This window comes from Methanoculleus taiwanensis (assembly GCF_004102725.1).
GTDB classification, from domain to species: domain Archaea; phylum Halobacteriota; class Methanomicrobia; order Methanomicrobiales; family Methanoculleaceae; genus Methanoculleus_A; species Methanoculleus_A taiwanensis.
The window spans coordinates 836,426-862,137 of record NZ_LHQS01000002.1 but is presented as its reverse complement, the minus strand read 5'-3'; the positions used below and the strand labels follow the sequence as shown (position 1 = coordinate 862,137).

26 protein-coding genes, 1 tRNA gene and 1 pseudogene are annotated in these 25,712 nt (G+C 60.5%); 16 read left to right on the top strand and 12 right to left on the bottom strand.

Annotation, left to right across the window (positions count from 1 at the left end):
* Nucleotides 1–238: 238 nt before the first annotated feature.
* From ABH15_RS09040 to ABH15_RS13645, 4 genes are all read left to right on the top strand, one after another.
* On the top strand, nt 239–1,171 hold the full coding sequence (locus tag ABH15_RS09040; RefSeq protein WP_206633430.1) for a class I SAM-dependent methyltransferase: 933 nt from the start codon (nt 239–241) through the stop codon (nt 1,169–1,171).
* A 102-nt stretch (nt 1,172–1,273) separates the two neighbouring features.
* Entirely contained in the window at nt 1,274–2,725 is a 1,452-nt protein-coding gene (locus tag ABH15_RS09035; RefSeq protein ID WP_128694015.1) for an MFS transporter, read from the top strand.
* Between the two features lie 291 nt (nt 2,726–3,016).
* The gene (locus ABH15_RS13650; protein WP_164913692.1) at nt 3,017–3,154 is read left to right on the top strand and encodes a hypothetical protein; all 138 of its coding nucleotides are present in this window, start codon (nt 3,017–3,019) and stop codon (nt 3,152–3,154) included.
* 129 nt (nt 3,155–3,283) lie between these two features.
* Complete coding sequence (locus ABH15_RS13645; protein ID WP_164913691.1) at nt 3,284–3,532, top strand: hypothetical protein; 249 nt, start codon at nt 3,284–3,286, stop codon at nt 3,530–3,532.
* Between the two features lie 61 nt (nt 3,533–3,593).
* Here ABH15_RS13645 and ABH15_RS09025 read toward each other — a convergent pair whose 3' ends face one another.
* A complete protein-coding gene (locus tag ABH15_RS09025; RefSeq protein WP_128694014.1) occupies nt 3,594–4,580 on the bottom strand; it encodes an alpha/beta hydrolase family protein in 987 nt (328 codons plus the stop codon).
* A gap of 124 nt (nt 4,581–4,704) precedes the next feature.
* Between ABH15_RS09025 and ABH15_RS14075 the strand changes: the two genes are divergently transcribed.
* Nucleotides 4,705–4,839, top strand: coding sequence for a hypothetical protein (locus ABH15_RS14075; protein ID WP_277749827.1), 135 nt, complete (start codon nt 4,705–4,707; stop codon nt 4,837–4,839).
* Between the two features lie 237 nt (nt 4,840–5,076).
* On the opposite strand, the gene ABH15_RS09020 is transcribed toward ABH15_RS14075, so the two are convergent.
* Nucleotides 5,077–5,508, bottom strand: coding sequence for a flavodoxin family protein (locus ABH15_RS09020; protein ID WP_128694013.1), 432 nt, complete (start codon nt 5,506–5,508; stop codon nt 5,077–5,079).
* 14 nt (nt 5,509–5,522) lie between these two features.
* Here ABH15_RS09020 and ABH15_RS09015 point away from each other — a divergent pair, with 14 nt between their 5' ends.
* Nucleotides 5,523–5,807: a hypothetical protein gene (locus ABH15_RS09015; RefSeq protein WP_128694012.1), complete on the top strand. Its 285-nt coding sequence runs from the start codon at nt 5,523–5,525 to the stop codon at nt 5,805–5,807.
* 119 nt (nt 5,808–5,926) lie between these two features.
* Here ABH15_RS09015 and ABH15_RS09010 read toward each other — a convergent pair whose 3' ends face one another.
* Nucleotides 5,927–6,811 carry a bile acid:sodium symporter family protein gene (locus ABH15_RS09010; RefSeq protein ID WP_128694011.1) on the bottom strand — a complete coding sequence of 295 codons (885 nt, stop codon included), beginning with the start codon at nt 6,809–6,811 and terminating at the stop codon, nt 5,927–5,929.
* 360 nt (nt 6,812–7,171) lie between these two features.
* Here ABH15_RS09010 and ABH15_RS09005 point away from each other — a divergent pair, with 360 nt between their 5' ends.
* The gene (locus ABH15_RS09005; protein ID WP_128694010.1) at nt 7,172–8,713 is read left to right on the top strand and encodes a hypothetical protein; all 1,542 of its coding nucleotides are present in this window, start codon (nt 7,172–7,174) and stop codon (nt 8,711–8,713) included.
* A gap of 142 nt (nt 8,714–8,855) precedes the next feature.
* Here the strand turns inward: ABH15_RS09005 and ABH15_RS09000 are convergent, their stop codons facing one another.
* The 3 genes and pseudogenes from ABH15_RS09000 to ABH15_RS08990 all read right to left on the bottom strand — a co-directional run bounded on the left by ABH15_RS09000 (nt 8,856) and on the right by ABH15_RS08990 (nt 10,718).
* Complete coding sequence (locus tag ABH15_RS09000; RefSeq protein ID WP_128694009.1) at nt 8,856–9,608, bottom strand: class I SAM-dependent methyltransferase; 753 nt, start codon at nt 9,606–9,608, stop codon at nt 8,856–8,858.
* A 129-nt stretch (nt 9,609–9,737) separates the two neighbouring features.
* A pseudogene (locus tag ABH15_RS08995) lies at nt 9,738–10,155 on the bottom strand (transposase); the annotation flags it as partial.
* A gap of 56 nt (nt 10,156–10,211) precedes the next feature.
* Nucleotides 10,212–10,718 carry a hypothetical protein gene (locus ABH15_RS08990; RefSeq protein WP_128694007.1) on the bottom strand — a complete coding sequence of 169 codons (507 nt, stop codon included), beginning with the start codon at nt 10,716–10,718 and terminating at the stop codon, nt 10,212–10,214.
* 1,138 nt (nt 10,719–11,856) lie between these two features.
* On the opposite strand from ABH15_RS08990, the gene ABH15_RS08985 reads away from it, so the two are divergent.
* Complete coding sequence (locus ABH15_RS08985) at nt 11,857–13,227, top strand: ATP-binding protein (RefSeq protein WP_128694006.1); 1,371 nt, start codon at nt 11,857–11,859, stop codon at nt 13,225–13,227.
* Between the two features lie 488 nt (nt 13,228–13,715).
* Here ABH15_RS08985 and ABH15_RS08980 read toward each other — a convergent pair.
* The 6 genes from ABH15_RS08980 to cfbA form a co-directional block, all read right to left on the bottom strand.
* A tRNA-Glu gene (locus ABH15_RS08980) sits at nt 13,716–13,788 on the bottom strand.
* A gap of 73 nt (nt 13,789–13,861) precedes the next feature.
* A complete protein-coding gene (gene ilvE, locus ABH15_RS08975) occupies nt 13,862–14,728 on the bottom strand; it encodes a branched-chain-amino-acid transaminase (protein WP_128694005.1) in 867 nt (288 codons plus the stop codon).
* A gap of 86 nt (nt 14,729–14,814) precedes the next feature.
* Nucleotides 14,815–16,188 (bottom strand): Ni-sirohydrochlorin a,c-diamide synthase, encoded by a 1,374-nt coding sequence (gene cfbB / locus ABH15_RS08970; RefSeq protein WP_128694004.1) that lies wholly within the window; start codon nt 16,186–16,188, stop codon nt 14,815–14,817.
* Nucleotides 16,185–17,249 carry a Ni-sirohydrochlorin a,c-diamide reductive cyclase catalytic subunit gene (cfbD, locus tag ABH15_RS08965; protein ID WP_128694003.1) on the bottom strand — a complete coding sequence of 355 codons (1,065 nt, stop codon included), beginning with the start codon at nt 17,247–17,249 and terminating at the stop codon, nt 16,185–16,187. Before cfbD ends, cfbB begins: the two co-directional genes overlap by 4 nt.
* A 6-nt stretch (nt 17,250–17,255) precedes the next feature.
* Complete coding sequence (cfbE, locus tag ABH15_RS08960) at nt 17,256–18,437, bottom strand: coenzyme F430 synthase (RefSeq protein WP_128694002.1); 1,182 nt, start codon at nt 18,435–18,437, stop codon at nt 17,256–17,258.
* Nucleotides 18,438–18,444: 7 nt separating this feature from the next.
* On the bottom strand, nt 18,445–18,846 hold the full coding sequence (gene cfbA / locus ABH15_RS08955; protein WP_128694001.1) for a sirohydrochlorin nickelochelatase: 402 nt from the start codon (nt 18,844–18,846) through the stop codon (nt 18,445–18,447).
* Between the two features lie 240 nt (nt 18,847–19,086).
* Here cfbA and ABH15_RS08950 point away from each other — a divergent pair, with 240 nt between their 5' ends.
* The 8 genes from ABH15_RS08950 (at nt 19,087) to ABH15_RS08915 (ending at nt 25,678) form a co-directional block, all read left to right on the top strand.
* The gene (locus tag ABH15_RS08950; RefSeq protein ID WP_128694000.1) at nt 19,087–20,223 is read left to right on the top strand and encodes a methanogenesis marker 9 domain-containing protein; all 1,137 of its coding nucleotides are present in this window, start codon (nt 19,087–19,089) and stop codon (nt 20,221–20,223) included.
* Nucleotides 20,195–21,016 (top strand): triphosphoribosyl-dephospho-CoA synthase, encoded by an 822-nt coding sequence (locus tag ABH15_RS08945; RefSeq protein WP_128693999.1) that lies wholly within the window; start codon nt 20,195–20,197, stop codon nt 21,014–21,016. The genes ABH15_RS08950 and ABH15_RS08945 overlap by 29 nt, the downstream gene beginning before the upstream one ends.
* The gene (locus tag ABH15_RS08940; RefSeq protein ID WP_128693998.1) at nt 21,004–21,573 is read left to right on the top strand and encodes a DUF447 domain-containing protein; all 570 of its coding nucleotides are present in this window, start codon (nt 21,004–21,006) and stop codon (nt 21,571–21,573) included. The genes ABH15_RS08945 and ABH15_RS08940 overlap by 13 nt, the downstream gene beginning before the upstream one ends.
* 123 nt (nt 21,574–21,696) lie before the next feature.
* Nucleotides 21,697–22,143 (top strand): fasciclin domain-containing protein, encoded by a 447-nt coding sequence (locus tag ABH15_RS08935; protein WP_128694342.1) that lies wholly within the window; start codon nt 21,697–21,699, stop codon nt 22,141–22,143.
* Nucleotides 22,144–22,322: 179 nt separating this feature from the next.
* On the top strand, nt 22,323–22,751 hold the full coding sequence (locus tag ABH15_RS08930; protein WP_128693997.1) for a fasciclin domain-containing protein: 429 nt from the start codon (nt 22,323–22,325) through the stop codon (nt 22,749–22,751).
* A 183-nt stretch (nt 22,752–22,934) separates the two neighbouring features.
* Nucleotides 22,935–23,363: a fasciclin domain-containing protein gene (locus tag ABH15_RS08925; protein ID WP_128693996.1), complete on the top strand. Its 429-nt coding sequence runs from the start codon at nt 22,935–22,937 to the stop codon at nt 23,361–23,363.
* 241 nt (nt 23,364–23,604) lie between these two features.
* Nucleotides 23,605–25,167 (top strand): PAS domain-containing protein, encoded by a 1,563-nt coding sequence (locus ABH15_RS08920; protein WP_164913690.1) that lies wholly within the window; start codon nt 23,605–23,607, stop codon nt 25,165–25,167.
* 79 nt (nt 25,168–25,246) lie between these two features.
* Entirely contained in the window at nt 25,247–25,678 is a 432-nt protein-coding gene (locus ABH15_RS08915) for a fasciclin domain-containing protein (RefSeq protein WP_128693994.1), read from the top strand.
* Nucleotides 25,679–25,712: the final 34 nt, after the last annotated feature.

Sequence of the window (25,712 nt, the reverse complement as noted above, 5' to 3'; positions counted from 1 at the left end):
CCGTGCGGCGATATGATAAGCATGAACCTGACAGTTATTCAATACTTTGTTTTGACAACATTGATCATATTAAGTGTGACATATACCATAGTATTGTAACACTCTGCTGCCGGGACGCGGTGCGTTCCGTGCCTGCCCGGCCTCTCTGCGGGGCCGGCGGCAACGACGGCATTTACTGCACCTATCCCGTCGATGCAGGCGGGTTCGCATCCTACTCCGGGATGTTCGTCAGGAGATCATGACATCGCGGATCGGCCGGGGCACAAAGATGCAGGTGACAATGCACGCAGAGCAGGTTCATGAAAAAGGGAAGATATCCATGGAAGCTCACGCAATTGACTGGAACGACGTATGGAAAGAACAGCGGAGACGGCACCACGAGGCGAACAGGAACTCCACGGACGCACATTTCTGGGACACGAAAGATGCGGCACGCAGATTCTACAGAATGGCGCAGGAGAACAACGGAGAGCGGATCCAAAAAACGCTCCACGATCTCCCCTTAACGCCCTCGTCGCGTGTGCTCGATGTCGGGGCGGGGCCGGGGGCTCTTGCCATTCCCATCGCCAGGCAGGTCAGCCACGTCACGGCCGTCGAACCCTCGGAAGGGATGTGGTCGGTGCTCGAGGAGAAGATCGAAGAGGAGCGGATCGACAACATCAACGTTGTCCGGAAACGGTGGGAAGACGTCAGCGTGGCGGAGGATCTCAGTCCGCCGTACGATATCGTCTTTGCGTCGTACTCCCTGGATCTGCCCGATATCAGGACCGCCGTCAGAAACCTCGACGAGGCATCCTCCCGGTACGTATACATCTACTGGTTTGCCGGGGAGACGTCGTGGGACGCGATGTCACGCGAACTCTGGCCTCTCCTCCACGGCTCGTCGTTCGTTCCCTCCCCGAAATGCGACATCCTCTACAACGTACTGTACTCGATGGGCATCCATCCGAACATGGAGGTCTTCCCCTTCCGGCACATCAACCGGTTCGCAGACCTTGCCGAGGCGGTCGATCACTTCGCCCCGCGGTACTTTGCCGAGACGGCCGGGCAGAAAGAGATACTCCGGGAGTACCTGAGCCGCTATGCCGAACCTGACGGGGATACCACCATCGTACCCGGCCACTCGACCCGGGTGAAGGTGTGGTGGGAAAAAGCGGATTCACCCGCATAACCCACTTCTATTCGCCGGGTGATTTCAGCCGCCCGAGCGATCCGACGATCCGGTTTACCTCCTCCGATACATACATATCCAGCGTCAGATTCATTCTGACCTATGGAACAGCGCCGCTCGTTTCATTGGGACGTCCTCCTCATCGTCGGCCTGGTTGTATTCATCCTGGTCATCGACACCACCACCATAGAAGTCTCCATCAGCGCCCTTGTGAATGACCTGAACACCGACGCTTCAGGCATCCAGACCATCATCACCATCTATACCCTGGTGAAGGCTGCCTTCATGTTGATCGGGGCAAAGCTCCAGGACTTCATCGGGAGGAAGAGGACGTTCATGGCAGGTGCAGCGATGTATGGCGTCGGGGCTTTCACGGCTGCAATCAGCCAGAACGCAGCCATGTTCCTCGCAGGCTGGTCGATACTTGAAGGGATCGGTACGGTGCTGATGCTCCCGGCGACGGTAACGTTCATTACCGGGACCTACGAGGGGAAAGAACGGGCATTTGCCTTCGGTGTCTGGGGCGGGATCGCCGCGGTGGGCAGTATGGTCGGCCTTATTTTCGGCGGATATCTGACCACCTTCTACACCTGGCGGTGGGTTTTTGTCCTCGAGCTTGGAGTCCTGCTCATCATCTTTGCTCTCCATCGTATGCTGAAGGAGACCCGCCCGACAGCATCCTGGAAGAGCTTTGATCTTGGTGGAGCGCTCCTCTCGGTTCTCGGCCTCATTGCCCTGGTTTTTGGGCTCCTCATGATCAAAGAGCCGGCAGAATGGGCGATCGTTCCCTTCTTCATCACCGGAGGGATTATCCTTCTTTTCGGGTTTTACTTCTGGGAAAGGCGGCAGATCAGGAAGGCAAAAGGTATCCTGGTAGATGTGACTATCGTTCCTGAACGTTCCTTTTTGGCCGGGAATGTTGTCGCCATAGGCCAGAAACTGATTACTGCCGGTTTTCTCTTCATCTTACCCTTGTTCTACGAGATGGTCACGGGTGCAAGCGCGTACGAAACCGGCGTCGCCATTCTGCCTATGTCTCTTGCGATCTTCGTGTTCTCCATCCTCGGCGCCCGGTTCGCATCGTGGTTCGAACCAAAATACGTTCTCCTCGGTGGAATTGCCCTCACCGGAGCAGGACTGGCAGGTCTCAGGGATGTCTTTTCCCTCACCACCACCGCCCATGACATCATCCCCGGAAGTCTTCTGTTTGGGATTGGGCTTGGCATCGTCCTTTCCCAGGTGACCAACCTCACCCTCTCCTCGATCCGGAGCGAGCGCCAGACCGATGCGTCAGGTATCTATAACACCACCAGGCAGCTGGGCAGCTCCCTAGGGACGGCAATTATCGGGATCGTCCTCATCCTTGGTTTCGCCCAGGGGCTGCTTGCCGGTCGATCATCGCCCCTCCCTCCCGACCGGGCTCAGTGGTCAAGCCTGATCAACGATGCAGCGGTCAACCAGGGGATGGAATGGGCGTTCGTGGCGATGATCCTGGTAGTCATCGGCATGTTTATTGCAGCCCTGTTCATCCGGAAGACGGGGAAGATTGTTTGAAACATTCGGAAGCGATGCATTTGAGAGCAACGATAGTATGGAGACCTTCGTTGCCGAGGTCGCCGCCGGGATGAAGTTTCCGCACGATGCACCCCGGAGGGCACTCGGATTTCAGGTCATCGGAACGGGCAACCACATCGCACCTGCCCGCAGCCAAATTGTAAAACAGCAGTTGCATAGGTCGGTTTTTCGTGTATTCAAAGATTTTTCAGGCTGGTACGACGATACAAGGACATTTATAAGAAGAAAAAAGATAGATAGAACCAGCCAAAGGCGGAGCGAGGTACCTGTATGCCAACGAGTAAGAAACAATTGGAGAAGCTGAATAAAGTGAAGAAGGCCAAGGCAGAAGAACTCTCGCAGCAGGCGGCCGCGGGTAGCCAGGCCGCCAAGAAGAAGCTCAAGAAGCTCGAGAAAAAGATCAAGTGAACCGCCTGGAATTTCCAACTATTTTTATCTCGCCTTCGCTTTGCGGCCGTTCTCCTCCCACTGCAGGTACGCCGCCCAGTCCTCGAGCACCCCGGGAACGCGCTCCGGCGCCGGCGGGACGGCGACTGCGTGCTCGATATACGCATCCCGCCCGATGAAGGGCTGGATCCGGCGGATGCACCCCGGCTCCCGGCGAGCAGGATCCGGTGCCGGATTCCTGCAAGCGGTGTCTCTTCGCACCAGGTGCACGGCCTGCTTCAAGCACGTGCAGACGACCCGGACAAACAGACCGGGATCTGCGAAGAGGCCGTCGCGAACCTCGCGTGGGAGGGAAGCCTGATGAGGAAAGAGCAGCGTTCCGGTGCGCGACAGCGGTGAGAGCGGGTCGGAAGCTTCCGGTCCCGGCCGACGGCACCGTTCGAAAAGCCGGATCTGCAGCTCACTGCCGGGCCTGTCCGGTAAGCCAGTCCACGATCACGCCGAAAGCCTCCGGGTCAAGCCTGCGCCCTTCGCTGTTGTAGCGTGCTCCGACGTCGGCGGCGACGAGCGCATCCCGCGGTTTCTCCTCATGCTTCAGCACATGGTCCGCATCGGACGGGTATGCAAACGTGACGTTGCCGCCCCGGGCAGCCGCATGCTCCAGTGCGCCGCCGTCTGCCTGCCAGTCGGCCTGGATATCCTTCTTCCCGATAACGACGAGGACGGGTTCCACCACCTTCGCGAGGAGGGCGGCCGGGTCGCTCGACCAGAGCTCCCGCGAGAACGGCAGGTTGACGGGACTCGTCAGACTGAGCAGGAGAACCCTCATCCCTTCCGGGAGAGACGGATCGGGTGTCACCGGCTCGCCGGCCATGAAAGCGGCGATGGCGGCATCATACTCGTTCATCAGGAGATCGCCGCCTTCCAGGTTCGCTGTCTGGGCAAGGAGCTGGCTGCGGGCAACCTGCCCGATGGAACGGCCGGGGGCGCCGGTGAGCACGAGGCCTGCGAATCGCCGGTCCGTCGCCTGCAGCTGGTAGTGCAGGGCGTGGATGGCTCCTTCGCTGCTGGTCAGCACGAACAGCCGGGCGGGATCCAGATCGCCGTCGGAGCAGAGGATGTCGACGGCACCTCTCAGTTCGTCGAGATGGCTCTGCATGCTGATCCTGCCCACGAGCCGGGGGACGTTCTCCTGTGCATGCGGTCCGGCTGCCCGCTTGTCGTAGCGTAGCGTCATGAACCCTTCCCGGGTGAGCCCCTCGGCCAGCAGGCGGCCGCTGCAGTTGGTGCCGGACAGCAGGGGGGAGCACCAGTCCCGGTCGGTCGGTCCGCTCCCGGCGACGAAGACGATTCCCGGGTGAGGACCCGTGCCCAGAGGCCGGGTCAGGGTGCCCCGGACAGCGATCCCGTCCACGTCCCACGCGACCTCCTCGGATGTGAGCGTCATGATGCACTCCTGGTGCAGGAAGGGTATTAAAAGCTACGAGCGAGGAGCAGGACATTACAGAGATACGTTCTCCGGCCTGCATGGAGAGAGAAAGGTACCTCCATGCAACAACAGTGCGACGCCGATGACCACCGTCATCGGCACCATCTCACCGGGCAGACCGGCCGGGTTCGGGGCAGCGCTGCTCCTTGCCATGGCGGTCGGAGAGATCCTGCTGCTCGCGCTTTCGTTCCAGAGCGGGTTTATCGGCGGCCGATGAACGGGCGAATACTGCCACCCGACATGTGCGGGCACGAGGGATGGGATACCTCTCCGTCATTCTCGCCCGGGACCCGGCGGGCTCTCTGCCGGTTCGAGTTTGAGGGGTTTCACCGTCTCGGAGTCAGGCACGTGCCGGCCAGGTCCCGCCGAAAGCCTCGTGGCCTCGAAAAGGCTCCCGGGTGGGAGCTCCGGCTCGGGAACCAGACGGCAGGGAACGGTTCTGCCCGGTATCGGATCACACGACGGTGACGCTCTCCAGACCGGCCATCTCCCTGGCGAACGTCCTGGCGGCGTCGATGTCGGCAGGATTCGGGTGGCCGCGGCTGAAGAACAGGGCCATCTGCCCTTTGCAGAAATACCTCCCGATGACCTCGGCACCTTTTCCCTTCACGGCCGCCTCCATGCCTTTTACCTCGTTGCCCGCGCCGCCCCCGGACGTCCCGAAGAGGGCGACCCGTCGGCCTCGCAGGTCGTTGGCCTCGATGAACTTTACCATAGCTTCGCCGGGTTTTCCGCCGTAACAGCCCGAGCCGAGGAACAGGACGCCGTCGCCCGGGCCGAGGGAAGCGGCCTTAACGTCCACCGCCGTTACGCCGAGCTCCCCCGCGATCGCATCCGCCACTTTTTTGGTGTTGCCACCTCTCGAGTCGTAGAGTACCTGGTGCATGGTGTATCCCCATAATGGTTAACGGTAAAAATCCTTGCCATCCTGAATATGTCGGATATGGAATGGAAGAAGATGGGTTTTTCGAAAGGGATGCACAATTCCATGAAGCAGGAGACGGAACCGGCGAGGCCATGCATTTGCCCTTGCATTGGGGAGCGGATACCGTTGGAAATGGAACTCACATAGTGTCCCATTATGGCATCGTTTTAAAGTGGCATCACAAGCGGCATAGGGGGCCATTTTCTGAGATAGTTATAACCCTGAAAAGCTGTGCGGGGGGCACATTCGAACCACCGTGACCATGTCAACGACCATAGGCGGGGGTGTTTTTGGAGATATACCCCGCATAGCTTCTCAATGAACCCGCCACGTCTCTTTCGAACGACCGGATAACCATCGAAACGAGGGCAGATATCCCTCATGTCGCTGACTTCACGCTCTTCTCAGCTCCTGGTGCACTGCGCCTGCCAAATTCCCCGGCAATGAACAACAAGATGATAAATCCTATCACTGCCACGTCCATAACCTCTATCAAGACTTCTGGATTGGTGGCAAAATTGCTGGAGGCAACCGCAAACGCGGCGGCTAAATTGCGTTGACCCGTTCCGAGTGCAAGAACCTTTTTATTGCCCTTATCTGTCCCGCCCAGTAGATATCCTATGATAGCGGCGCCAACAATCAGGAGGACGGCCACCAGAATTCCACCGGTTCCAAGAACTCCATAGGTTACATCGGAATAACCCACAAAATATCCGATGAACATTGCCACCAGAGACAGGTTGGCAGCCATGGTCATCAGATGGATGAGGCCCTTGGCCACTTCTTCATACCTGGCTCGAATGAAAAGGGCAATCGCGAGCGGAATGAGCATCAATACGATAAGGCTCCTGGCGGTCTCCCAGGGATTAACCTGCACGCCAGTCAATACAAATGGCAGAACTATGGGCAGATAGGCGATAGTTACCACCATCAAGAGGACCATCAGCCCGGCGGTGAACGCCATGTCGCCTTTGGCCACCTGTACCAGTTTAGGCAGGAACGGCGCCCCTGCAGCGAAACCCGCCAGAATCAGGCCGATCTTCAGTCCCTCAGAGAGCGGGATGAACTCCACGATCACTAATGCCAGGATAGGCACGAGAACGAAGTTTGCTACAAGGGACATGATGATCAGCTTTCTGTTCTTCAGCGGGGTCACGATCTGGGGAATGGTCAGGCTAAAACCCATGCCAAGCATGCTGGTAATGACAAATATCAACACGCCCAGCGTGCCTATGGCAATAAACAAAGGATCAAATTGCGTCATACATGCTCAGCTCTTGCCCGGGAACACCTCATTGAGCCTGTATGCATACTCATGATCGATCTGCCCCTCTTGGAAAACCATGCTCTCTGCATCATCAGTTTCAACCTCTGCTCGACTGAGGATACCCCCTGGTGTGATGTGATATTCCTATTGCTATTTGAACGTTTCACGTCAGGCGGTACCATGGCCGGGAGAAGTACGAGGGGGCCGGCATACGAACATGACGGCCGCCTTCGGCGCTGCCTGGCCGGAGGACACCCTCGTGAACGATGCATCCGGCCGGAAAGGCGTATTCTCCATGCCCGGGATCCTTTCTCAAAACCGGGGTGCTCAAATACCGGAACAGGGCAATGCCCTTGTATGACTCTGAAAACCGCCGCGGCGCTCGTCATCGCACTCCTGCTGGCCGTCCCGCTCGCGTCGGCCGGGAACCTCACCATCACCCAGCCATCGGCGAACGAGACCGTCTTCGCCGAGATGCGGGACTTCTACGTCTACGGCGTCTTTCCAGCACCGCTCGAGCGGCCCGGAAACATCCGCATCACCGTCCTGGACGCCGACGGCATCGCCGTCCGCACGGTTGCAAGCACCGTTAACGAGAGCGGCATAACGCCGGCAGCATCGGTCGATATGACGCTCGTCCCGTCAAAGTGGGGAGCAATTCTTGCCCCCGACGCGATCACCGAGCCGGGAGGGATCGGGAACGGCAGCAACAAACTGCTGGTGACCGGCACCTACTACCTTGCCCTGGTGCAGGGCGGCGCGACGAAGGATATGGGGAGTTACACCGACTTGAGCGGCGGAGCGCTCTCTCCGATCACCCGGGACCTGACCGCCGGCACCTACACCGTTGTCGTCGAAGGGCTGGACGGCGACCTTGCCGGGGAGCGGGTGGAGAAGCAGGTTACGTTCGGGAGGACGCATGCGTCGCTCGGCCTCTTCAGGCCGGAGGCGAACAGGCAGAACGTGATTGCCTGGGCGCTTTGCAAGAACCCGTCGCTGCGCACCTACCTCGACTGGTTCCCGGGATACTTCCGGGAGGGGGAGGCAGGCTACGAGATCCCGGAGCGGTGGCAGACGAACAACGCCATCGAGGTCGCAAACGATCTTCCCGGGGCGCTGATCGATACGCTTCCCGCCGCAGAGAACGACTATCTCGTCTACAACGTGGGCAACACCAGCACGACCCGGCAGGTCGAGCTCGCCGCGATCCTCCGGTGCGGCCTCGTCGACGTCGACGGCACGACGTTCACGCACTACGACGTCGGCGAACCGTCGCTGGCCTGGACAGACCGGGTGACCGGCGAAGCGATCTCGGTGAACGGCAGCCTCACGCCGTATCCCGCCGATACCCGGATCGTCTTTACCCGTGCGGAGATCACACGCGAACCGGTCTGCGACAACTACTACAGTACGGTCGCCGCCGACAGCCGAAAGACCGTCGATACGACGCCGCTCTGCGTCACGATCACGCAGGGCGACAACCTGACGTTCTACGGGGTGACGCGGCCGATCGCAACCACGCTGACAGGCGCCGGCAGCGCCTACCGCTATTCGCCCGACGATCAGATCCTCACCTATGCGTACGAGAACGAAACCCTCGGGAGATTCACCTTCACCGGCTGCCTCGTCCGGGAGTTTGCGGACGGCTACCTCGGGTATGCCAACTACGAGTTCGGGCACGCATTTGCAGACACCGCGGCGATGCCGGCGGGGACGTGGCTGCTCTCCGTGAGCGGATACACCACGGCCGGGGCGCTCGTGGAGGAGACGAACACGACGATCGAGCTCGAGGTCGTGCCTGTGCCGGCAGCGGCCGCGGCAGCGAGGGAGGCGCCCGGGCTCTGGATTCTCGCAGTGGTGGCGGTGCTTGGGGTGGGGGCGGCCCTTCGCCGGGGATGATCCGGTGCGCCGCCGGGAGAGCCCTTCCCGCACGCTGATCGGCGCACTCATCGGGAAAAGGCCTGATTTGGAAGAATTGGAAATAGAGACGTATTTTGTGGTTATTAAATGTGAAAAAATGAGACGTGATGTAATGTAATCTTCACAATGGTTTTCTCATTACAAGATATGTATTCCCAAACTCATCCGAGTGTTTCTCAAAGATTTTGGTCTGCCTTTTCAACCCCTCAATTACCATCAGAGCGCCCTCATCATCTGCATATTCCTCTTCGAGCCCTCCAAACTTCTCCCTCAATGTACCGTAGAAACTTTCTTCCCATACTCGTGACGGGAGCCTGAAGGATCCAACCAGCTCAAGCCCGGCATTCCGGACGATCTCAAATCCTTTATCTTCGATCATCATTGCGGGATGGAATTCGGCGAAGAACTCCCGCGCCTCATCGGAGGGGGTCTTTGTAAACCAGAATATATCCGAGATCATCATGTATCCGCCCTGTTTCAGGAGTTTTTTCCAGTACCTGACAGCATTGTCGATGCCTATGATCGATGAACATCCTTCAGCCCATATAATGTCGAAAGACTCCTCTTCAAAGGGAAGATCGTCCATAGATGCACAGACCGTTTTGATTCTCCCGGAAAAACCTTCGGCTGCAATTTTTTCATCCACCGCATCGAGGTAAGGCTGGTGTATATCTGTCGCTATTATCCTGCAGGACGGGCACAGGCGGGCAAGGGCCATCGTCTGTACACCCTTCCCGCAACCAACATCAAGGATCTCACCACCTCCGTGTAGTGGTTCTGCGATCATTGAAAATGCCTTTTCCGTGTGCTCATCATCCCCCGCCCCCTGCCTGGGAAACGATTCAAAAATCTTAAAAACTGGATTTTTTTCCATGTATCATTTTAATTGTAGGATTGCATGTAGTTTGTGGTCGTCCCGGCACAGCTACGCTTGTTCTCCTGGTACCGGTCTGTTTTGAGGCATTCTGATCTTCGTGAGGACTGGCTAAAAATGCGAGAAGTACTGGATCCGGCGGTGAAGGGCTTCGGAGTCATAGCCCTTATCCATAACGTAGCACGCGGTTCTGCAGGTCTGTCCGATCAGTGCCTTCACAGGGATGATGTCATGCACCGGTTTTTGTGAGATCTTTCCGACCAGGATCCCCTGTTTGCGGGTATCCACGGCAATCGAGGTCTTCAGGAAGGTCTTGCACATCTTTCCCGTCCTCCAGGAGCAGTACTGACTGGCGTACGTGCTGGTGAATCCCGAGGAGTCGATGGCGCCCCGGGAATGAAACAGGGTAAGGGTTTTGCCTCAGGATTCTCGTGAAAATCAGGGAGGATGGGCGTGCCATGAATGTGTGGGGCGTGGAGTAGTGCGGAACCTGATCCAGACGAAGCAGTGCTTTGATCCGATCCATCAGATCGAGGAGGGCAACGATTGTATCGATCTTGCCCCTGCGGGCGGGAACAACCGACGCAAGGGTTTCAACAGAGCCTATATTTTTCGAGCATCGTAGGCCCAATGTAACAGTGTTTGTCTTGCTTTTCTAGCACAGGATACATCTCCTTTTTTGCAAGATTTTTTTACTATTCCAATAAACCGTTTTATTTTTTTCCACCTCTTAATTTGCCTCTCGTCCTCGGCTCCCAGCCTCCTACCCATATAATACCTGGCGTACCATTGAAACCATCCCCGCGGATCATCTTCATAAATCCATCCTCGTTCCTGCCAGACTTTTAGAGGCAAACTTGCTTTAACTTTAAAATAATTCAATTCGCAATTCGGCTTCTCGGGAGACAATTTAGCATGAGTGAACCAATCAGCAGGAAATTCACCCCTCGTGTCGGTCATATATTTTCCACAAAATACTCCAAGTTCAAGCATTTGTTTTGGCGTTAATTCCGGCTTAAAGTCAGGATGAAAGTTTTCACCCATAGGTTCCGTTATAACATACCTGAAATTATTTTGCATTTTATCATTAACAATAACTTCTTTTTTCATAATTCTGCTCTTTTAATGGCTTTACCATTTATAGACTCCGTTGAAACCATCTGGTAGACCGCTCCTGCCCCGAAGGGGAAAGATCGATACAATCGTTGCTCCCTGTGTTCCCCGGGAGGATGGCGGAGCGAGTGGCGGTTGGCTTTCCGGGTGGCGACGGGGCAGATCGGAGACTGAAAAATCGTGCAAAGGCCGAGACCGTACGGGGACAGCAGTGCCCCATGGTTCCAAGAAGAACGGTGCCCGAGGGACGAATGCATACCCTAGGTGCATTTCGGACTGCGATGGGATGTCTTTGTCATGCATAAGCCTTTTACCGGCTCGACGTATGCATTCACCCCATCACGGCGATGCACCTTCAGGTGTGATCCCTCCCTCAGGCAAACACCCCCATAGTCTCTATAGTATATAATGATTTTTCAACAATTGCAGCAACAATGACAATCAGGCGCACATGGCCGCGCTCGCCGGCCGATTGCGGCAATTGAACGATGAAGAGTGCGGCTTTTGAAGATCCACACGAGACTACCATCGGGGTGGTGGATCGTGGAGAAAATAGCCGTGCACATTGCAACAGGACGCCAGGACAGCGTGCTCCCCGATCCGTCACCATGAAAAAATCGTGCGGGTACCAGGTATCTCGAAAGATGACCCCCCTCTGGCGGCTATGATAGCATCCGTTGACATCAGAGTCTCAGCTGCTTTCCGTGGCTTTTTGAAGCGTGAACCGAAACGCCGCCCTCTCCGCTGGATGACCCGGCACCCGGTCGCTCAGAGGAAGGGGTGGCCTTCGGGTTCTGCCGGCCGGAGAGAAAATGGCTGCCGAGTCTCTTCTCAGCCCGGGAGTATAGCAATACTGCTCTCTGCGGTGGGACGCCGTGCAGAGGGGCGGCTCCGTGAGTTTTTCAGTATGTATCACCCGGGGTATGCCCCGCCGGACCTCGCTCACGATTCAGCATATGGCATGCCGGTGTACAGATCTCGTGGGGGTACTATCCCGGATATCGTTTCAGGTATTTCGGGTGAACATTTTCGCAACCAGTTCGGTTATGAAGGCATGTCCTTGACCCCCACGACGTGCTCCCCGGGCGGTGCTCGGGAGCGAAGCCCTTAATACTAATCTGGATTAGTACTAATCATGATTAGGGAGTTCGTCGACCGCGAGACCGAGCGTGCCCTCCTCGAGGAGGAGTGGGAGAAGGACGGCGGGCGGCTGATCATCCTCTACGGGCGGCGCCGGATCGGCAAGACCCGGCTCGTCACCGAGTTCATCCGCGGAAAAGAGGGCATCCTCCACTTCGCCGAGGACACCGCGCCGCAGATTCAGATCCGGCGGCTGCAGGAGGCGGTAGCGCGGTTCTTCGCCGACCCGCTCCTCGCTTCGCTCGAGCTGGCGACCTGGGATCAGCTCTTCACCTACCTTGCGGGAAAAAACCTTCCTGAGCGGCGCTACCTCGTCATCGACGAGTTCACCTACCTGATCAAGAACGACCCGACCATCCTCTCCGCTCTCCAGAAGGCATGGGACACCGCTCTTGCAGAATCCAACTGGTGCATCCTCCTCTCGGGGTCGATGCTCGGGCTGATGACCGACGCTGCCCTCTCCTACACCTCCCCCCTCTACGGCCGGCGGACCCGGGACATGCTCCTCGGAGCGCTCCGGTTTGCGGATGCCCGAAAACTGCTCCCCGCCTTCTCCTTCCAGGACGCCCTCAAGGTGCACCTGACCATCGGCGGCATCCCCGAGTACCTCCTCAAGGCCGGGGACTATGCCGACTACGCCGGCTTCGTTGAGCGGGAGTTCTGGAGTAGGTACGGCTACTTCTACCGGGAGCCCTCCTTCCTCCTCGCGCAGGAGTTTCGGGAGCTGAAGACCTACCAGGCGATCCTGAACGCCGTCGCCGTCGGCAACACCGCACCCGGCGCCATCGCCCAGTTCTGCGGCATGGACGCCCGCCACCTCTACCCCTACCTCGAGGCGATGACCCGGCTCGGGATCATCGAAAAGGAATTGCCCCTCCTCGGCAGTAAACGGCAGGGGCTGTACCGGATCAGGGACTCGCTCTTCGACTTCTGGTACAACTTCGTCTTTTCACGCCGGCAGGCGATCGAGACGGAGAACCATCCGGCGGATGCCGTCGATCTGAACCCCTACTTTGGGAAACAGTTCGAGGTTTTCGTGCGGAGCGAGTTCGCCCGGAGCTTCCTGCCGGGGTATACCGTCGGGCGGTGGTGGTACCGCGGCGAGGAGATCGATCTCGTCGCCGTCCGGGAGGAGGGCGGCAATATCGTCTTTGGGGAGTGCAAGTGGGGGAACCTGACCGAGCAGAAGACCCGCGGCGTGCTCACGCGGCTCGTAAAAAAGGCGGAGCAGGTCCGGCACGAGCGGTACCCCCACGAGCGCTTCTGCCTCGTTGCCGGCGGTATCGAGGGGAAAGACCGGCTCCGCGAAGACGGCTTCCTCGTCTACGATATCGAGGATATCGAAGCGGCGTGTACCGCCGAGTAGTTCCTACCGTCCAGCGTCGCCTTTGAAGAGCACAATGTGCAGCGGGCAGGCTCTCGGTCATCAGGTAGCCTTCCATCTCGAGCGTATGCCGGGCGGTGTAGACGGCGTCGTAGAGCGAGACCCGGTTATCTTCGTTGGCGTCCCCGTTCTTCACGACCGTAAGCGGGATCGTGACAGTGGTGTTGCTGATGCCGTTCGTGCTCGTCGCGTTCACGGGCAGGTGCACCGGCCGGTAGGCATTTCCCGTGAACGGCGGCACCCGCCGTACTCACCGTCCAGGTGCCGTTCCCGGCGTCGGCCATCGGCAGAGCCGTCATCTTCATTCTTGTGGCCGGATGAACGGACATAGTTAACATCCGACTTTCTCGCCCCGGAGCAGAGGGATCGCGTAATCGAAAGGCAGTGAACACTCCCCGCCGCAAAGGCACGAAAACGCAACTAGAAAAGCGGCTCACCAACGTAAAAACCCGGAATAAACGCCTGAAAAGTGCTGCTAAGGGGATTTGAACCCCTGTCGTCGGCGTGAAAGGCCGACATGATTGGCCCCTACACTATAGCAGCGCACACAGTTGTGCCATACTACTTCGTCGGATGCAGATAAAAAAGTTTTGTTGCAGGTTTTCCGCAGGAGCGATCACTCTATCGGCGTGCCTTCCGTCTCGGTCACGTGCTTGAAGGCCGCCATCATCTGCCGGGTGATGGGGCCTGGCTTGCCGGTACCGATGACACGGCCGTCGATATCGCGAATCGGGGCGACTTCAGCCGCCGTTCCCGTCACGAAGACCTCGTCGGCGGAGTAGAGATCGTAGTAGCCGAGGTTCTGCTCCCGGACCGTGATCCCGAGCGAGCGGGCGATCTCGAGGACGACCAGCCGGGTGATCCCGCGCAGGTTGTTCAGGGTCGGCGGCGTGATGATCTCGCCGTTCTTGACGACGAAGATATTGTCGCCCGAGCCCTCCGAGACGTAGCCGTTCGTGTCGAAGAAGATCGCTTCGTCGCCGCCCTTGTAGTTCGCCTCGATCTTGGCGAGGATATTGTTCAGGTAGTTTAAGCTCTTGACGTTCGGGGGCATCGACTCCGCCGGCGTCCGCCGCACCGAGACCGTGACCGCCTTGAGGCCTTTCTCGTAGAGATCGCCGTACATCGCGCCCCACGAGACCGCAATGACGATTACGGTCGGCTTCGGGCACTTGCGGGGGTCGAGGCCGAGGTCGCCCTTGCCGCGGGTGACGACCGGGCGGATGTAGGCGTCGCGGAGATTGTTCTTCCGGAGCGTCTCTTTGATGACCTCGGTCATCTCCTCACGGGAGATCGGGACCTGCATGTCGAGCGTTTTGGCCGAGTCGTAGAGCCGCTCGAGGTGCGCCTCCAGCCGGAAGATCTTCCCGTTATAGGCGCGGATGCCCTCAAAAACACCGTCCCCGTAGAGCAGGCCGTGGTCGAAGACCGAGATCTTCGCCTCCGCCTCGGGAACATAGCTGCCGTCAAGATAGATGATCATATACAGCATTTAGCACCTGCTCTTTACATTAGTTCCGCTTCATCTCCGATACCGGAATCGCAGGAAAAAACGTATGATCGGAGGGGTCAGTTCCGGGTGCGGCACTGATCCGCGAAATGCGAAAACATTCCCCGGCTCGTCACCGGGTGGAGATGGGTATAGCTCCCGAGCGTCCGGTCGACGACAGCCCCGTCAAGGCCGCCCTCGATCCCGCCGCCCCGGGAGAGGCGGTAGGCGTAGCGCACCCCGTCCCCAAGCCGGACGTCGCTGTAGTGGAACTCGTGCCCCTTGAAGGCCGCCGCCCCGAGGGGGCTTGCCGCATCGCTCGTCCCGACAACGTAGCCGAGCATCCGCCGGGAGGGCATCCGGGTCTCGCCCGGAAAGACGCCGGCCATATCGTAGACCTGCTGCTGCTCCGAGCCCTGGAACCCGGGTTTGAGGACGAGCCGTTCCGTGAGGTAGATAAGCCCGCCGCACTCGGCGTAGATCGGCGTGCCCCGCCGGGACTCCTCGCGGAGCGCCTCGCTGAGGGATGTGTTCGCCTCGAGTTCGGGGCCGAAGAGCTCCGGGTAGCCCCCGCCGAGGATGTAGCCGTCCGCCTCGGGCAAGGAATCGTGGATCGGTGAGAAGGGGACGACCTTTGCCCCGACGGCGGCGAGGACGTCGAAGAGGTCCGAGTAGTAGAAGTTGAACGCCTCGTCGAGGGCGACGCCGATCCGGATGTCGGGCTCGGGCGCCGCGAAGAAGGCCTCCGGCTCGCCCGGCGGCGCACGGTCCTCGGCGAGCTCTTCGAGAAGGCCGAGGTCGACGTGTTCGCCGATCTTCTCCGTGATCAGGTCGATCCGCCGGTGGAATGCATCGTGTTCCGTCCCCTCGCGGTAGGGGACGAGCCCGAGGTGGCGCATCGCGAGCTCCATCTCCTCGGTGCGGGGGATGGTGCCGACGACCGGGATACCGCAGTAGTGCTCGACCGCGGCGACCGCTTTCTCGCGGTGGCGGCTCCCGGTGATGTTGTTTAGGATGACGCCCTTGATCCGGACGTTTGGATCGAAGGCCATAAAGCCTTTCACGATCGCGGCCGCGCTCCGGGTGATGCTCCGGGCGTTGATGACGAGAATGACGGGAAGATCGAGCTGTTTTGCGATCCCCGCCGTGCTCCCGAGATCGGTGAGCGCTTCTGCGCCCTCGAAGAGTCCCCGGACGCCTTCGACGACGGCCGTGTCCGCACCCCGGCAGCCGTGATCGAAGACCATGCGGCTCTCTTCCGGGGTCATCACGTAGCCGTCCAGGTTCCGGCACGGCCGGCCGGTGACGCCGGTGAGGTAGGAGGGATCGATATAGTCCATCCCGACCTTAAAGGTCTGCACCTCCCGCTCCCGCGCAAGGAGGGCTGAAAGGGCGAGCGTGATGCTCGTCTTCCCGCTCCCCGACCGGTCTCCGGCGACCAGGAACGTCTTCATACGAGGCTCCGCAGCACGGCGCCGAACTCACTCTCGACGATCTCGCGGACGCCGAGGGTCTTCGGGTGGAGGTCGACCTCGACCACCACGTGGGCGTGGCCGATATCGCGGAGCGGCTCGACCTGCCGGGGGCCGTTCGTGATCGAGATGACCTCGATCCCTTCGGTATACTCCGGCGGAACGGCGTGCGGCACCCCGACGATGAGGGCGTAGTCCGGGGAGAGGGCGCGGAGCCGCTCGCCGATAGCGGTGCCGTTCGCCCCGTACTCGTCGAGCGCCCCGAGGAGCTCGGGGTCGACGCCGCGGCCCTGCATCCCGGCGAGGATCCGGGCGCCGTCCTCCCGCACCTTCGGAAGGCCCCTATCCTCGAGGTTCGCGATGTAGGTGACGTCCGCCTCCGGGCAGGCGTCGTGGAGCGCGACGAGCTCGTCGGCGAACATGTAGGCGGTCTCTTTCTTGGCGTTCATGATCGCGACGCCCCGGGCGCCGGAACGGGCGAGTTCGAGGAGCCTCCCGGCCGCGACGTGCTTGAGATCGCCCCGGGAGGGTTCGATGTACGTCTTGCAGGCCGCTCCGCGGAGCCGCTCGACCTCGTTCGCCTTCGCAAGGAGGTGGCGCTGCCGGGCGAGTTCGTCCTCGCTGATCCAGCCTGCCGCAGCCGCCGGTTCGAGGGTCGCGATGACCCCTTCGATATTCTCGCGGTAGCCAGCGTGGATATCGATCGCTATCGCCGGCGTCGTGATCCCGGAGTCGCGGATAGCCGACGGGAGATCCTCGCCGATGATCATCGCGACGCAGGTGCCGACGACCGCGATGCGGTGGGGCGAGAAGTTCTCTTCGGCGTAGCGGAGCACCCGCTCGAGCGCCTCCTGGCCGCCGAAGATGAACTCGTTGTCGGCGAGCGAAGTGGTCAGGACACGCATCCCGTCCTCCTCGAGGAGCCGGGCGTGTTTAAACGAGCAGCCCGACGGCCCGTGCAGGACGGCGACGTCGACCCCGAGGTCGCGTGCGGTGTAGAGCGCCGCCACGATCGAGCTCGGCCTTGGTTGAATGTAGTGCATAGATCTCTATCTCCATGTCTTGACGGCGAGCACGATGCTCCCGCGTCGGGTCAGGGAACGGGCTACCCGGAGCCCTTCGGTCAGATCGGCCGCCGTATGCGGTTTGTTGCTCGCGAGCCACTCCTCTCCGGCATAGACGACGTGCTCGGGCCGGACGAGCCCGACGGCACGCCCGATCTCCTCTGCCGGGAACCCCTCGCAGACAGTCTGTGCGAGCACCCCGATGACCAGGGTGACCGGATCGTTCCCCGAGAGGCGGCGGGCGTACCGGGCGGCTTCGACGGTCGTCGCGACGTTGGTGCCGCTGTTCGCGTTGTCGACGATGAGAATGCCGTCCTCGATCCGCGTCGCCATCCTGCCGGGAAGGGCGGCGAACCCGGCGAGCGGGGCGGGGTCAATCCCGAGGACGCAGGCGGTCGTCGCCGCGAGCGCGAGCGGGAGCGCGTAGCCGGCGAGGCTGCAGAGCGGGTTTGTAAACGCGCCGGTGATGCCGCTGTAGTCGTAGCGGAGGGTCGTGCCCGAGCAGGACATCGCCTCGTCCGTCGAAACGACGGTCGGGCCCGGTATAGCGACGCCGGGCGGCGCCACCACGGTCTTCGCCCGGCGAAGCGAGCGGCATTTCTCGGCGAGCGCCTGTTTCTTCCCGGCGGCGACGGGATAGTCGTCGGCGCTCGTCAGCACCGCGACGTCCCCTGCCCCGGTCACCCCGAGCGACTCCTCCGCGATCAGCCAGCCGTCGCACTCCCTCGCGGCATCCGCGGCGGCGATGACCGATGCCGGCGTGATACTCTTCTGCCAGAGGATCCGGTTCTCGGGATACTGCCGGGTGCCGGAAGAGGTGTGGAGAATCCCCGACCCGGCCATCAGGTGCGCGAGAGCGTGCGCCGTCGTGGTCTTCCCGCGGGAGCCGGTGATCTCGATCATGGGGCGGGGCAGCCTGCCCTCGAGGAGCAGCCGCACCGCCTCGTGGTGCGAGAGAGCGGCCCCGTGGTGCCGGAGAAGGGGATGATCGGGGTCGAGGTGCACCGGGGCGGTCACGAGGTCGTACCTCCGGCGAAGGGCTTCCGCGACCGGGATCCCCGCCTCACCCCGGTAGACGTCCACCTCGTCCACCTGGTGTCCGGCGGCCCGGGCCGCCCGGGCGATCTCGGCGCCGCCGTGGATGGTGTCGAGCACCAGGACTCTCATACGGGTGTTATACCAGGCGTGCAGCGTCTTCTGCGTTTTTCAGCATCAGTTCGGCGAGCAGAGGGTCGCTGCCGATGGGGTCAGCGTAGACGAGCGGGATGGACGTGCCGTTCTTCTGGAAGGTGCCCTTCCGGGTGCCCGGTGCAAGGCCGATGATCTCGGGGATATCCTGGTTGATGTGGACGCCTTTTGCGAGGAAGAGCGGCACCACGACGAGCATCTCGATATCTTCGCTCCGGAACGCCTCGAGCTGATCCGCGACGCTCGGCGTGTTGAGGCTCATGAAACCGGGCTTGACGATGTACTCGTCGGACCGCTCGGCGATGAGCTGTGCCGTCGTCTCGATCAGTTCCTTGTTGTGGGGGAGCTTGCTTCCGTGGCCGACCAGTAACATTCCTTTCTTACTCATATAACAAAAGGTACAACGACACCCCGTTAAAATAATTACCGATTGGTCTTCCGGAGAAGGGGAAAAGCATGCCCGGGCGGCTTGAGTCTCGCGTGGAGGACTCCCGCAGGGATGGGGGCCTGCGTCGGGATCGGCGACGTTAAAAGAGCGAAACGCACTCTCCCGCGTATCCGGTGCCCCCGTCAGTTGGAGTCCGGATACAAAATCATTTCTCCCTGGAGCACAAAACCATATGGAATCATGATGGAAGCGTATGATCGTTTTGAGCTCGTCATAAACGATCGAATTGTTAAAACGCCGATTGCGATTGCGTCCATGGCGGGGATCGTGGATGCGGCCTATGTGCTCGAACGCGCAGACCACATAGGAGCGGCGTTCATCGGAGGCTACTCCATCGATCGCCGGACACTCGACGCAAGCGAGGAACTGGCTCGTCAGGGGCGACGGGAATTTCTCTACGACGACCCGGTGGAGGAGCTCGGGCGTCAGATCAAACTTCTGGAGAAGAGCGACGTCGTGCCCGGCATCAACCTCCGCGGCAGCACGCCCGCGGCATACCGGGAGATCGCAGAGGCGTTCGAGGAGAGCGTCGTCTACGAGATCGACGCGCACTGCAGGCAGCCTGCCATGGTCGAGGCGGGGTGCGGGGAGTACCTGCTGCACCACCCGCAAGCCCTCACCGAGACGATCCGCGCACTCAAGGCGGCCGGGGTGACCGTCTCGGTGAAGATCCGCGCCGGCGTCGCCGCCGACGACCGCGCCCTCGCCCGCACCTGCTGGAAGGCGGGCGCCGATATCCTGCACGTCGACCTGATGGACTTCGGGCACCAGAAACTCCGCCAGATCCGGAACGCCTGCCCGCTGACCCTCATCGCCAACAACGGTATCACCACCTTCGATAAAGCAATGGATCTCTTCGCCCGCGGCGCAGACCTCGTCTCCCTGGCGCGGGGTTCCGATACGTGGACGCTCTCCGGTCTCGATGCGGCGATAACCCGGTCCGCCGACGAAAACGGCTGGTACAACGCCCCGAAACAGCTCTGCCGCGGCGGAGACATCAGGTCGCTGACGTTCTGCTGCATGCCGGTCAAGAACTGTCCGCTCATTCCGATGCTCGAGAAGATCGGCCTCACCCGCGACGACTACGTGAAGTTCAAGCAGGAGGCGGTGAAGGGCACGCCGCTCGCCGAAGGGAACAGCACCTGTTTCGGCAGCCTCGCGTGGTGCTGCAAGGCGAGTTCGCCCTGCATGTTCCGGAATATGACGCTCCAGAAGATGGGCATCTCGATTCAGGACTATATGCGCTACAAACACCGGCTTTCCGATAAGATAATGCACAGGTTGTTCGATGACGGATCTGCCGCTGACACGGTCTGAACGCGCCCAGCTCGCGATGATGCTGGAGGTCTCTGCCTACCCGAAACCCGGGAACGTCGACCGCTGCCACGACTACGCCGATACCCGGCTCGAACACTTCCTCGCCTCCACGATCTTCGTCCGGCCCGCCTTCGAGCGGGCGGAGCACGGGGACGGGCGGATCGGCTCCCTGATCAGGGAGGCCGTCCGACTCACGAGCGGTCATGCCGGCGGCAACACGCATTTCGGCGCCTATATCCTGCTCGTCCCCCTGCTCCTCGGCGACGGGCTGGAGGGCGCCCTTGCGGCGATCCGGGAGACGGATGTCGAGGATGCGATCGACTTTTACGCCGCCTTCGCTCTTACGGCAGTCCGGATGGGCAGCGACGACGAACTCGACGTGAACGACCCCGAGTCGATCCGGGCGATCCGCGAGCGGGGGATGACCCTGCTCGACATCATGGAGTACTCGAGCCGCAGCGATATGGTCGCCCGGGAGTGGACGAACGGCTACCGCCTGACCCGCCGCGGCGCCGATCTCCTGCACGAGCACGGGTGCGGGCGGCAGGCGATCGTGCAGGCGTTCATGCACCTCCTCGCAGCAGAGCCCGACACCTTCATCGCAAAGAAGCACGGCTACGAAGTCGCCGTCCGGACGATGGAACATGCACGGGAGGTCGTTCGGGGGGAGCGGGACATCGCGGCTCTCGACGCCGAGTGCATCGTCGCCGGTATCAATCCGGGTTCCATCGCCGATATCACCATCGCGGCGATCTACGTCGCCCTCGGGGAGGGATGGCAGTGGGACTGCTGACTGAAGGGATCAACGAGGTTATCGCGACCACCCGCGGCAACGCAGCGCCGATGGGTATCATCTGCAGGGGAGCGAGCCCCCACATGGTGCTCTTCCGCGGCAGCCACACCGCCGAGAACGTCGTGCGGGACGGATGGATCGTGGCGAACTTCGTCTACGACCCGGTGCTCTACGTCAGAACGGCCTTTGACGATCTCCCGAAAGAGGCTTTTCTCGAAGAGGAGGTCTGCGGGCGGATGATGCAGCGCCTCGCCGACGCCGAGGCCTGGATCGCGTTCGACGCGGCGGTCGAGCGGTCGAGCAGCGAGGCTCACGTCGTCCGCCTCACACCGCTCCGCGAGGAGGTCGTATCGCTCCGCCTGCACCCGGTGAACCGGGGGTTCAACAGCATCGTGGACGCCACGGTGCACGCCACCCGCTACGTCAGGACGGGCGATCCGTGGCTTGGCGATCTCATCGGGCACCATGCAGGCCTCGTCAGGAAGTGCGGCGGCGCCCGTGAGCTGGAGGCGCTCGACCTGCTGCAGCAGTACATAGAGAGACAGGCGCCCCGCTAGATCCGGCGCCCCGCCCGGGGGAATACTATTGCTCGCCCGCGTTGACGGATACAGCCGGGAGTATAATAATCCATATATATAATGACGTACCAGGAAAGCCCGGCACTCACAGGAGGACCTGGTATGGCGAATATCTTTGAGATTTTACAGGATGACGGACGGTTCGGGAGATTCCTCGAGATCGTCGCGTTTATCGACAAAGAGGAGACGCTCCGGAGCGAAGGCCCGATGACGCTCTTCGCGCCGGTCGATTCCGCGTTCGATGAGATCCCTGAACCGAACCGCTCGATGATCTTAAACGACAAACAGATGCTCTGGCACCTCTTCGACTTCATGCAGATCGGGGAGCACAAGTACGAGATAGCCGACCTTGCGGACAGGAAGATCTTACAGACCGTCGAAGGGAACACGATCGAGGTGCAGAAGACCAGCGAAGGGTATATGGTGGAGACCGCAAAGGTCATCGAGGAGAACAAAGAGGCCGACAACGGCATCATCCACGTCGTCGACAAGGTTCCGTTCGCCACGCTCTCGCAGGCGTACGAGGCCTACGCCAAGACCGGAGAGTAAGACCGCCGGCAGGCATCGCCTCATCACGGGGGTTCTCCCCCGACACCCAGTATTCCGAAAGACCTCATAAGAGCCGCGTACCCAATTCTACCGCAGCCGGGTGACCGTTCTGAAATCCAGGCAAGGTATTAAATATCCCGACTGTGCAGGAACCACCCGACCCGAGGGGGGTTACCACCATGAAGAACATTATTGAAACGGCAAAAGACGACGGGCGGTTCAACACGCTCCTGAAAGCAATCGATGCGGCGGGCCTGACCGAGACTCTGAGCAACCAGGGGCCGTTCACGGTCTTCGCACCGACGAACGGGGCATTCAACCAGATCCCGAAAGACCAGCTGAACAGTATCCTGAGCGACAAAGAGCAGCTCTCTGCGATTCTGAAGTACCACGTCGTCTCCGGGAAGATGATGGCATCGGACGTCACCCAGCAGAACTCGATCCAGACGCTTGAGGGGGACAGTCTCACGATCGACACCTCGCAGGGAACGGTCCGGGTGAACAACGCACGGATCACCGAGACCGATATCGAATGCACAAACGGTGTCTGCCACGTCATCGATTCGGTTCTCGTCCCGAAGAAAGCCGAAGTTCCGGCACAGCGGTAAGGAAGCATCCCGGGGGAGACTTACCTTCCGGGACCTTTTTTGGTACAGGTCGGTCGCCTGTGGAGCCGGAACCCAGGACCGCCCTTCGCGGAGGGGCGTGCAGATCACCCGTCCGGCACGCATCAGAAGCCATTATATAGTATATGGCAAGAGAGAGGCAGTCCCGTCCCTGGAGGAATGAAGATGAAGAATATTATCGAGACTGCACAGGAGGACGCGAGGCTCACCACCCTCGTGCGTGCGATTGCGGCGGCCGGTATGGATACGACCCTCGCCGGTGAGGGGCGGTATACCCTCTTTGCTCCGGCGGACGAAGCGTTCTCGAAGATGCCGGAGGGGCTGCTCGACGAACTCCTCGCGAATCGCCGGAGGCTGATTGCTATCCTCTCCTACCATGTCGTCTCCGGCAAACTGACGAGCCAGGAACTGCAGACGATGGAGTCGATCAAGACGCTCCTGGGCGATCACGTCGATATCGAAGCCTCTGAAGGAGTTCTCAGGGTGAACAACGCACGGATAATCGAGAGCGATATCGAGGGCAGCAACGGTATCTGCCACATCATCGATACGGTGCTGATCCCGTGTGTGGCGGAAGCCCGGATTGTACGATAGGTCTGAACCGACCGCCCGGCCTGAGCGATTACCCTCCTTTTTACGAGCACCGGAAGAGCCGTCGGGAACCATCACCTGCACACCCGATGGAAATCATTATCGTCCGCATCTGCCGAACATACTGTAGTGGCATCGGGTTGCAGGATGAGACGAGGCAGATCTGATCGAAAGGCGCACACCCGGGGTTCTGCCTGCCGGGATGCCGATCTCCCGGCGGCGCAGGGGATCACGAGGAATACCGATGAGTGAATCAGTGGAGAACTATCCGGCCGGAGAGATGCACGCGTCCCTGCAGGAACTCCGGAGGAAGGTCGGCACGGCCGATCGCCGCCTCATCGATCTGCTCACCGCCGATCTCGAAGCCCTCGAAGCACGCGCCCGGAACGCCGAAGAGGAATGCGACCGGCTCCGTGCCGGGCAGGAGAGCGAAGCGTGCTTCCGGAGCATCTTTGAGGAGGCGGGTATCGGGATCGTCCTTACAGACCGGGACTGGAGAGTCGTCCGGTCGAACCCGGCGTTCCGGCGGATGCTCGGCTACTCCGCAGAAGAACTCCGGGGCATGCGGATCGCCGATTTTACCCACCCGGCCGATATCGATGAGAACAGCGCGCTCTTTGCCGAGGCCGTCGCAGGGAAGAAGAACGGCTACCGGATGGAGAAACGGTATCTCACGAAAGCGGGGGAGATCGTTCTGGTGTGCCTGACCGCGACGGTGATCAGGGACGACGCCGGAAAGATGCAGTATCTCATCGGCATGCAGGAGGATATCACCGCGCAGAAGCAGGCGGAGGAGGCGCTGCGGGAGAGCGAGGAGCGCTACCGGATGACCTTCACCGAGAGCCGGGCGATCATGCTGGTCGTCGACCCGGAGACCGGAGCGATCGTCGATGCAAATCCCGCGGCCTGCTCCTTCTACGGGTACCCGTACGACCGGATCACCGAAATGACGGTCGGCGATCTGAATATGCTTCCCGCAGAAGAGGTCCCTCGCGAGATGCAGCGGGCGCAGCGTGGGGAGAGAGAGCAGTTCGTCTTTCACCACCGGCTCGCGAACGGTGAGAACCGTGCCGTGGAGGTCTTTTCAGCCCCTGTCGCCGTCGGCGGACGCACCCTGCTCTATAGCATCGTGCACGACATCACCCGGCAGAAAACACTCGAAGCGGAACTCCGGAGAACCGGGGAGCGATTCAAGCGGATCTTCAACGAATCCCCGGTCGGCATCCAGTACTTCAACACCGCCGGCAGGCTGCTCCATACCAACCGGGCGTGCCTTGCTATCCTCGGCGTGCCGAGGAGGAACGGCATGCACGGCTACAATATCTTCAAAGATCCGTTCATCCCCGAACTGCTGAAAAACCGGCTCCGGCGCGGCGAAGGGGGGCATACCACCGTCACCATCGACCTCGGCCTCGCGCGGGAGCAGGGGCTTTACGCGACGACGAAGTCCGGGACGCGCTCCGCCGAGATCTATACAAGTCCGGTGATCGACCGCGAGACCGACGCGATCACGGGGTTTTTAGTCCAGATCCTCGATGTGACCGACCGGACGGTCATGGAAGCGATCCGGCAGCGGGCTTTCGATCAGATCGAGCGGAACATGGAGCAGTTCGCCATCCTCGGCGACCATATCCGCCATCCGCTTCAGGTAATCCAGGCACATGCCGACCTGCTCGAGAATGAAGAGACCGCCGAACGGTTCCGCGAACAGGTCAGACGGGTCAACAGGTACATCACCGAACTCGATGCCGGATGGGTCGAGAGCCGGAAGATCCGGGAGTTCCTGCAGCGGAACGAACTCTTGTGAGCGGCTCGCCTGACGGCACCGGCAAAGTATATACGGGTGCGGGGATCTGAAAGCCACTCCCGGAAGGGGGGGTTTTAGCATGGCAACCATTCTTGAAACACTGCGGCAGTCGGAAGACCTGAACACCTTCGTCAACCTGGTGGAGATAGCCGATCTGAAGGGAATGCTGAACGATCGCGGCCCGTTCACCGTCTTTGCCCCGACGGACGGCGCTTTTGAAAGCCTCTCGGGGGAGGCGCTGCACGACCTGAAACAGAATAAGAACCGGCTTGCCGACGTTCTCATGTGGCATATCGTCGTCGGGGTGCTGCGGCTCGAGGAGGTTCCCGGCATGCGCAATCCGACGATCAAGACGCTGCAGGGCAGCGAGCTCAACGTCTCGATCATCGACGAGGAGTTCCGCGTGAACGACGCACGCATCGTCACGGGGAATATCGGCTGCGACAACGGGGTGATCCATATCATCGACGGCGTGCTCATGCAGGCGATGGCCGAGATCGTCGCACGGTGAACGCCGGGGAGGCGGGGAATTAGATTTATATACC

What these genes read in the sequence shown, in the direction of transcription:
- ABH15_RS09040 (WP_206633430.1), top strand. Translation starts at nt 239, where the DNA reads ATGACATCGCGGATCGGCCGGGGCACAAAGATGCAGGTGACAATGCAC.
- ABH15_RS09035 (WP_128694015.1), top strand. Translation starts at nt 1,274, where the DNA reads ATGGAACAGCGCCGCTCGTTTCATTGGGACGTCCTCCTCATCGTCGGC.
- ABH15_RS13650 (WP_164913692.1), top strand. Translation starts at nt 3,017, where the DNA reads ATGCCAACGAGTAAGAAACAATTGGAGAAGCTGAATAAAGTGAAGAAG.
- ABH15_RS09025 (WP_128694014.1), bottom strand. Translation starts at nt 4,580, where the DNA reads ATGACGCTCACATCCGAGGAGGTCGCGTGGGACGTGGACGGGATCGCT.
- ABH15_RS14075 (WP_277749827.1), top strand. Translation starts at nt 4,705, where the DNA reads ATGACCACCGTCATCGGCACCATCTCACCGGGCAGACCGGCCGGGTTC.
- ABH15_RS09020 (WP_128694013.1), bottom strand. Translation starts at nt 5,508, where the DNA reads ATGCACCAGGTACTCTACGACTCGAGAGGTGGCAACACCAAAAAAGTG.
- ABH15_RS09015 (WP_128694012.1), top strand. Translation starts at nt 5,523, where the DNA reads ATGGTTAACGGTAAAAATCCTTGCCATCCTGAATATGTCGGATATGGA.
- ABH15_RS09010 (WP_128694011.1), bottom strand. Translation starts at nt 6,811, where the DNA reads ATGACGCAATTTGATCCTTTGTTTATTGCCATAGGCACGCTGGGCGTG.
- ABH15_RS09005 (WP_128694010.1), top strand. Translation starts at nt 7,172, where the DNA reads ATGACTCTGAAAACCGCCGCGGCGCTCGTCATCGCACTCCTGCTGGCC.
- ABH15_RS09000 (WP_128694009.1), bottom strand. Translation starts at nt 9,608, where the DNA reads ATGGAAAAAAATCCAGTTTTTAAGATTTTTGAATCGTTTCCCAGGCAG.
- ABH15_RS08990 (WP_128694007.1), bottom strand. Translation starts at nt 10,718, where the DNA reads ATGAAAAAAGAAGTTATTGTTAATGATAAAATGCAAAATAATTTCAGG.
- ABH15_RS08985 (WP_128694006.1), top strand. Translation starts at nt 11,857, where the DNA reads ATGATTAGGGAGTTCGTCGACCGCGAGACCGAGCGTGCCCTCCTCGAG.
- ilvE (WP_128694005.1), bottom strand. Translation starts at nt 14,728, where the DNA reads ATGATCATCTATCTTGACGGCAGCTATGTTCCCGAGGCGGAGGCGAAG.
- cfbB (WP_128694004.1), bottom strand. Translation starts at nt 16,188, where the DNA reads ATGAAGACGTTCCTGGTCGCCGGAGACCGGTCGGGGAGCGGGAAGACG.
- cfbD (WP_128694003.1), bottom strand. Translation starts at nt 17,249, where the DNA reads ATGCACTACATTCAACCAAGGCCGAGCTCGATCGTGGCGGCGCTCTAC.
- cfbE (WP_128694002.1), bottom strand. Translation starts at nt 18,437, where the DNA reads ATGAGAGTCCTGGTGCTCGACACCATCCACGGCGGCGCCGAGATCGCC.
- cfbA (WP_128694001.1), bottom strand. Translation starts at nt 18,846, where the DNA reads ATGAGTAAGAAAGGAATGTTACTGGTCGGCCACGGAAGCAAGCTCCCC.
- ABH15_RS08950 (WP_128694000.1), top strand. Translation starts at nt 19,087, where the DNA reads ATGATGGAAGCGTATGATCGTTTTGAGCTCGTCATAAACGATCGAATT.
- ABH15_RS08945 (WP_128693999.1), top strand. Translation starts at nt 20,195, where the DNA reads ATGACGGATCTGCCGCTGACACGGTCTGAACGCGCCCAGCTCGCGATG.
- ABH15_RS08935 (WP_128694342.1), top strand. Translation starts at nt 21,697, where the DNA reads ATGGCGAATATCTTTGAGATTTTACAGGATGACGGACGGTTCGGGAGA.
- ABH15_RS08930 (WP_128693997.1), top strand. Translation starts at nt 22,323, where the DNA reads ATGAAGAACATTATTGAAACGGCAAAAGACGACGGGCGGTTCAACACG.
- ABH15_RS08925 (WP_128693996.1), top strand. Translation starts at nt 22,935, where the DNA reads ATGAAGAATATTATCGAGACTGCACAGGAGGACGCGAGGCTCACCACC.
- ABH15_RS08920 (WP_164913690.1), top strand. Translation starts at nt 23,605, where the DNA reads ATGAGTGAATCAGTGGAGAACTATCCGGCCGGAGAGATGCACGCGTCC.
- ABH15_RS08915 (WP_128693994.1), top strand. Translation starts at nt 25,247, where the DNA reads ATGGCAACCATTCTTGAAACACTGCGGCAGTCGGAAGACCTGAACACC.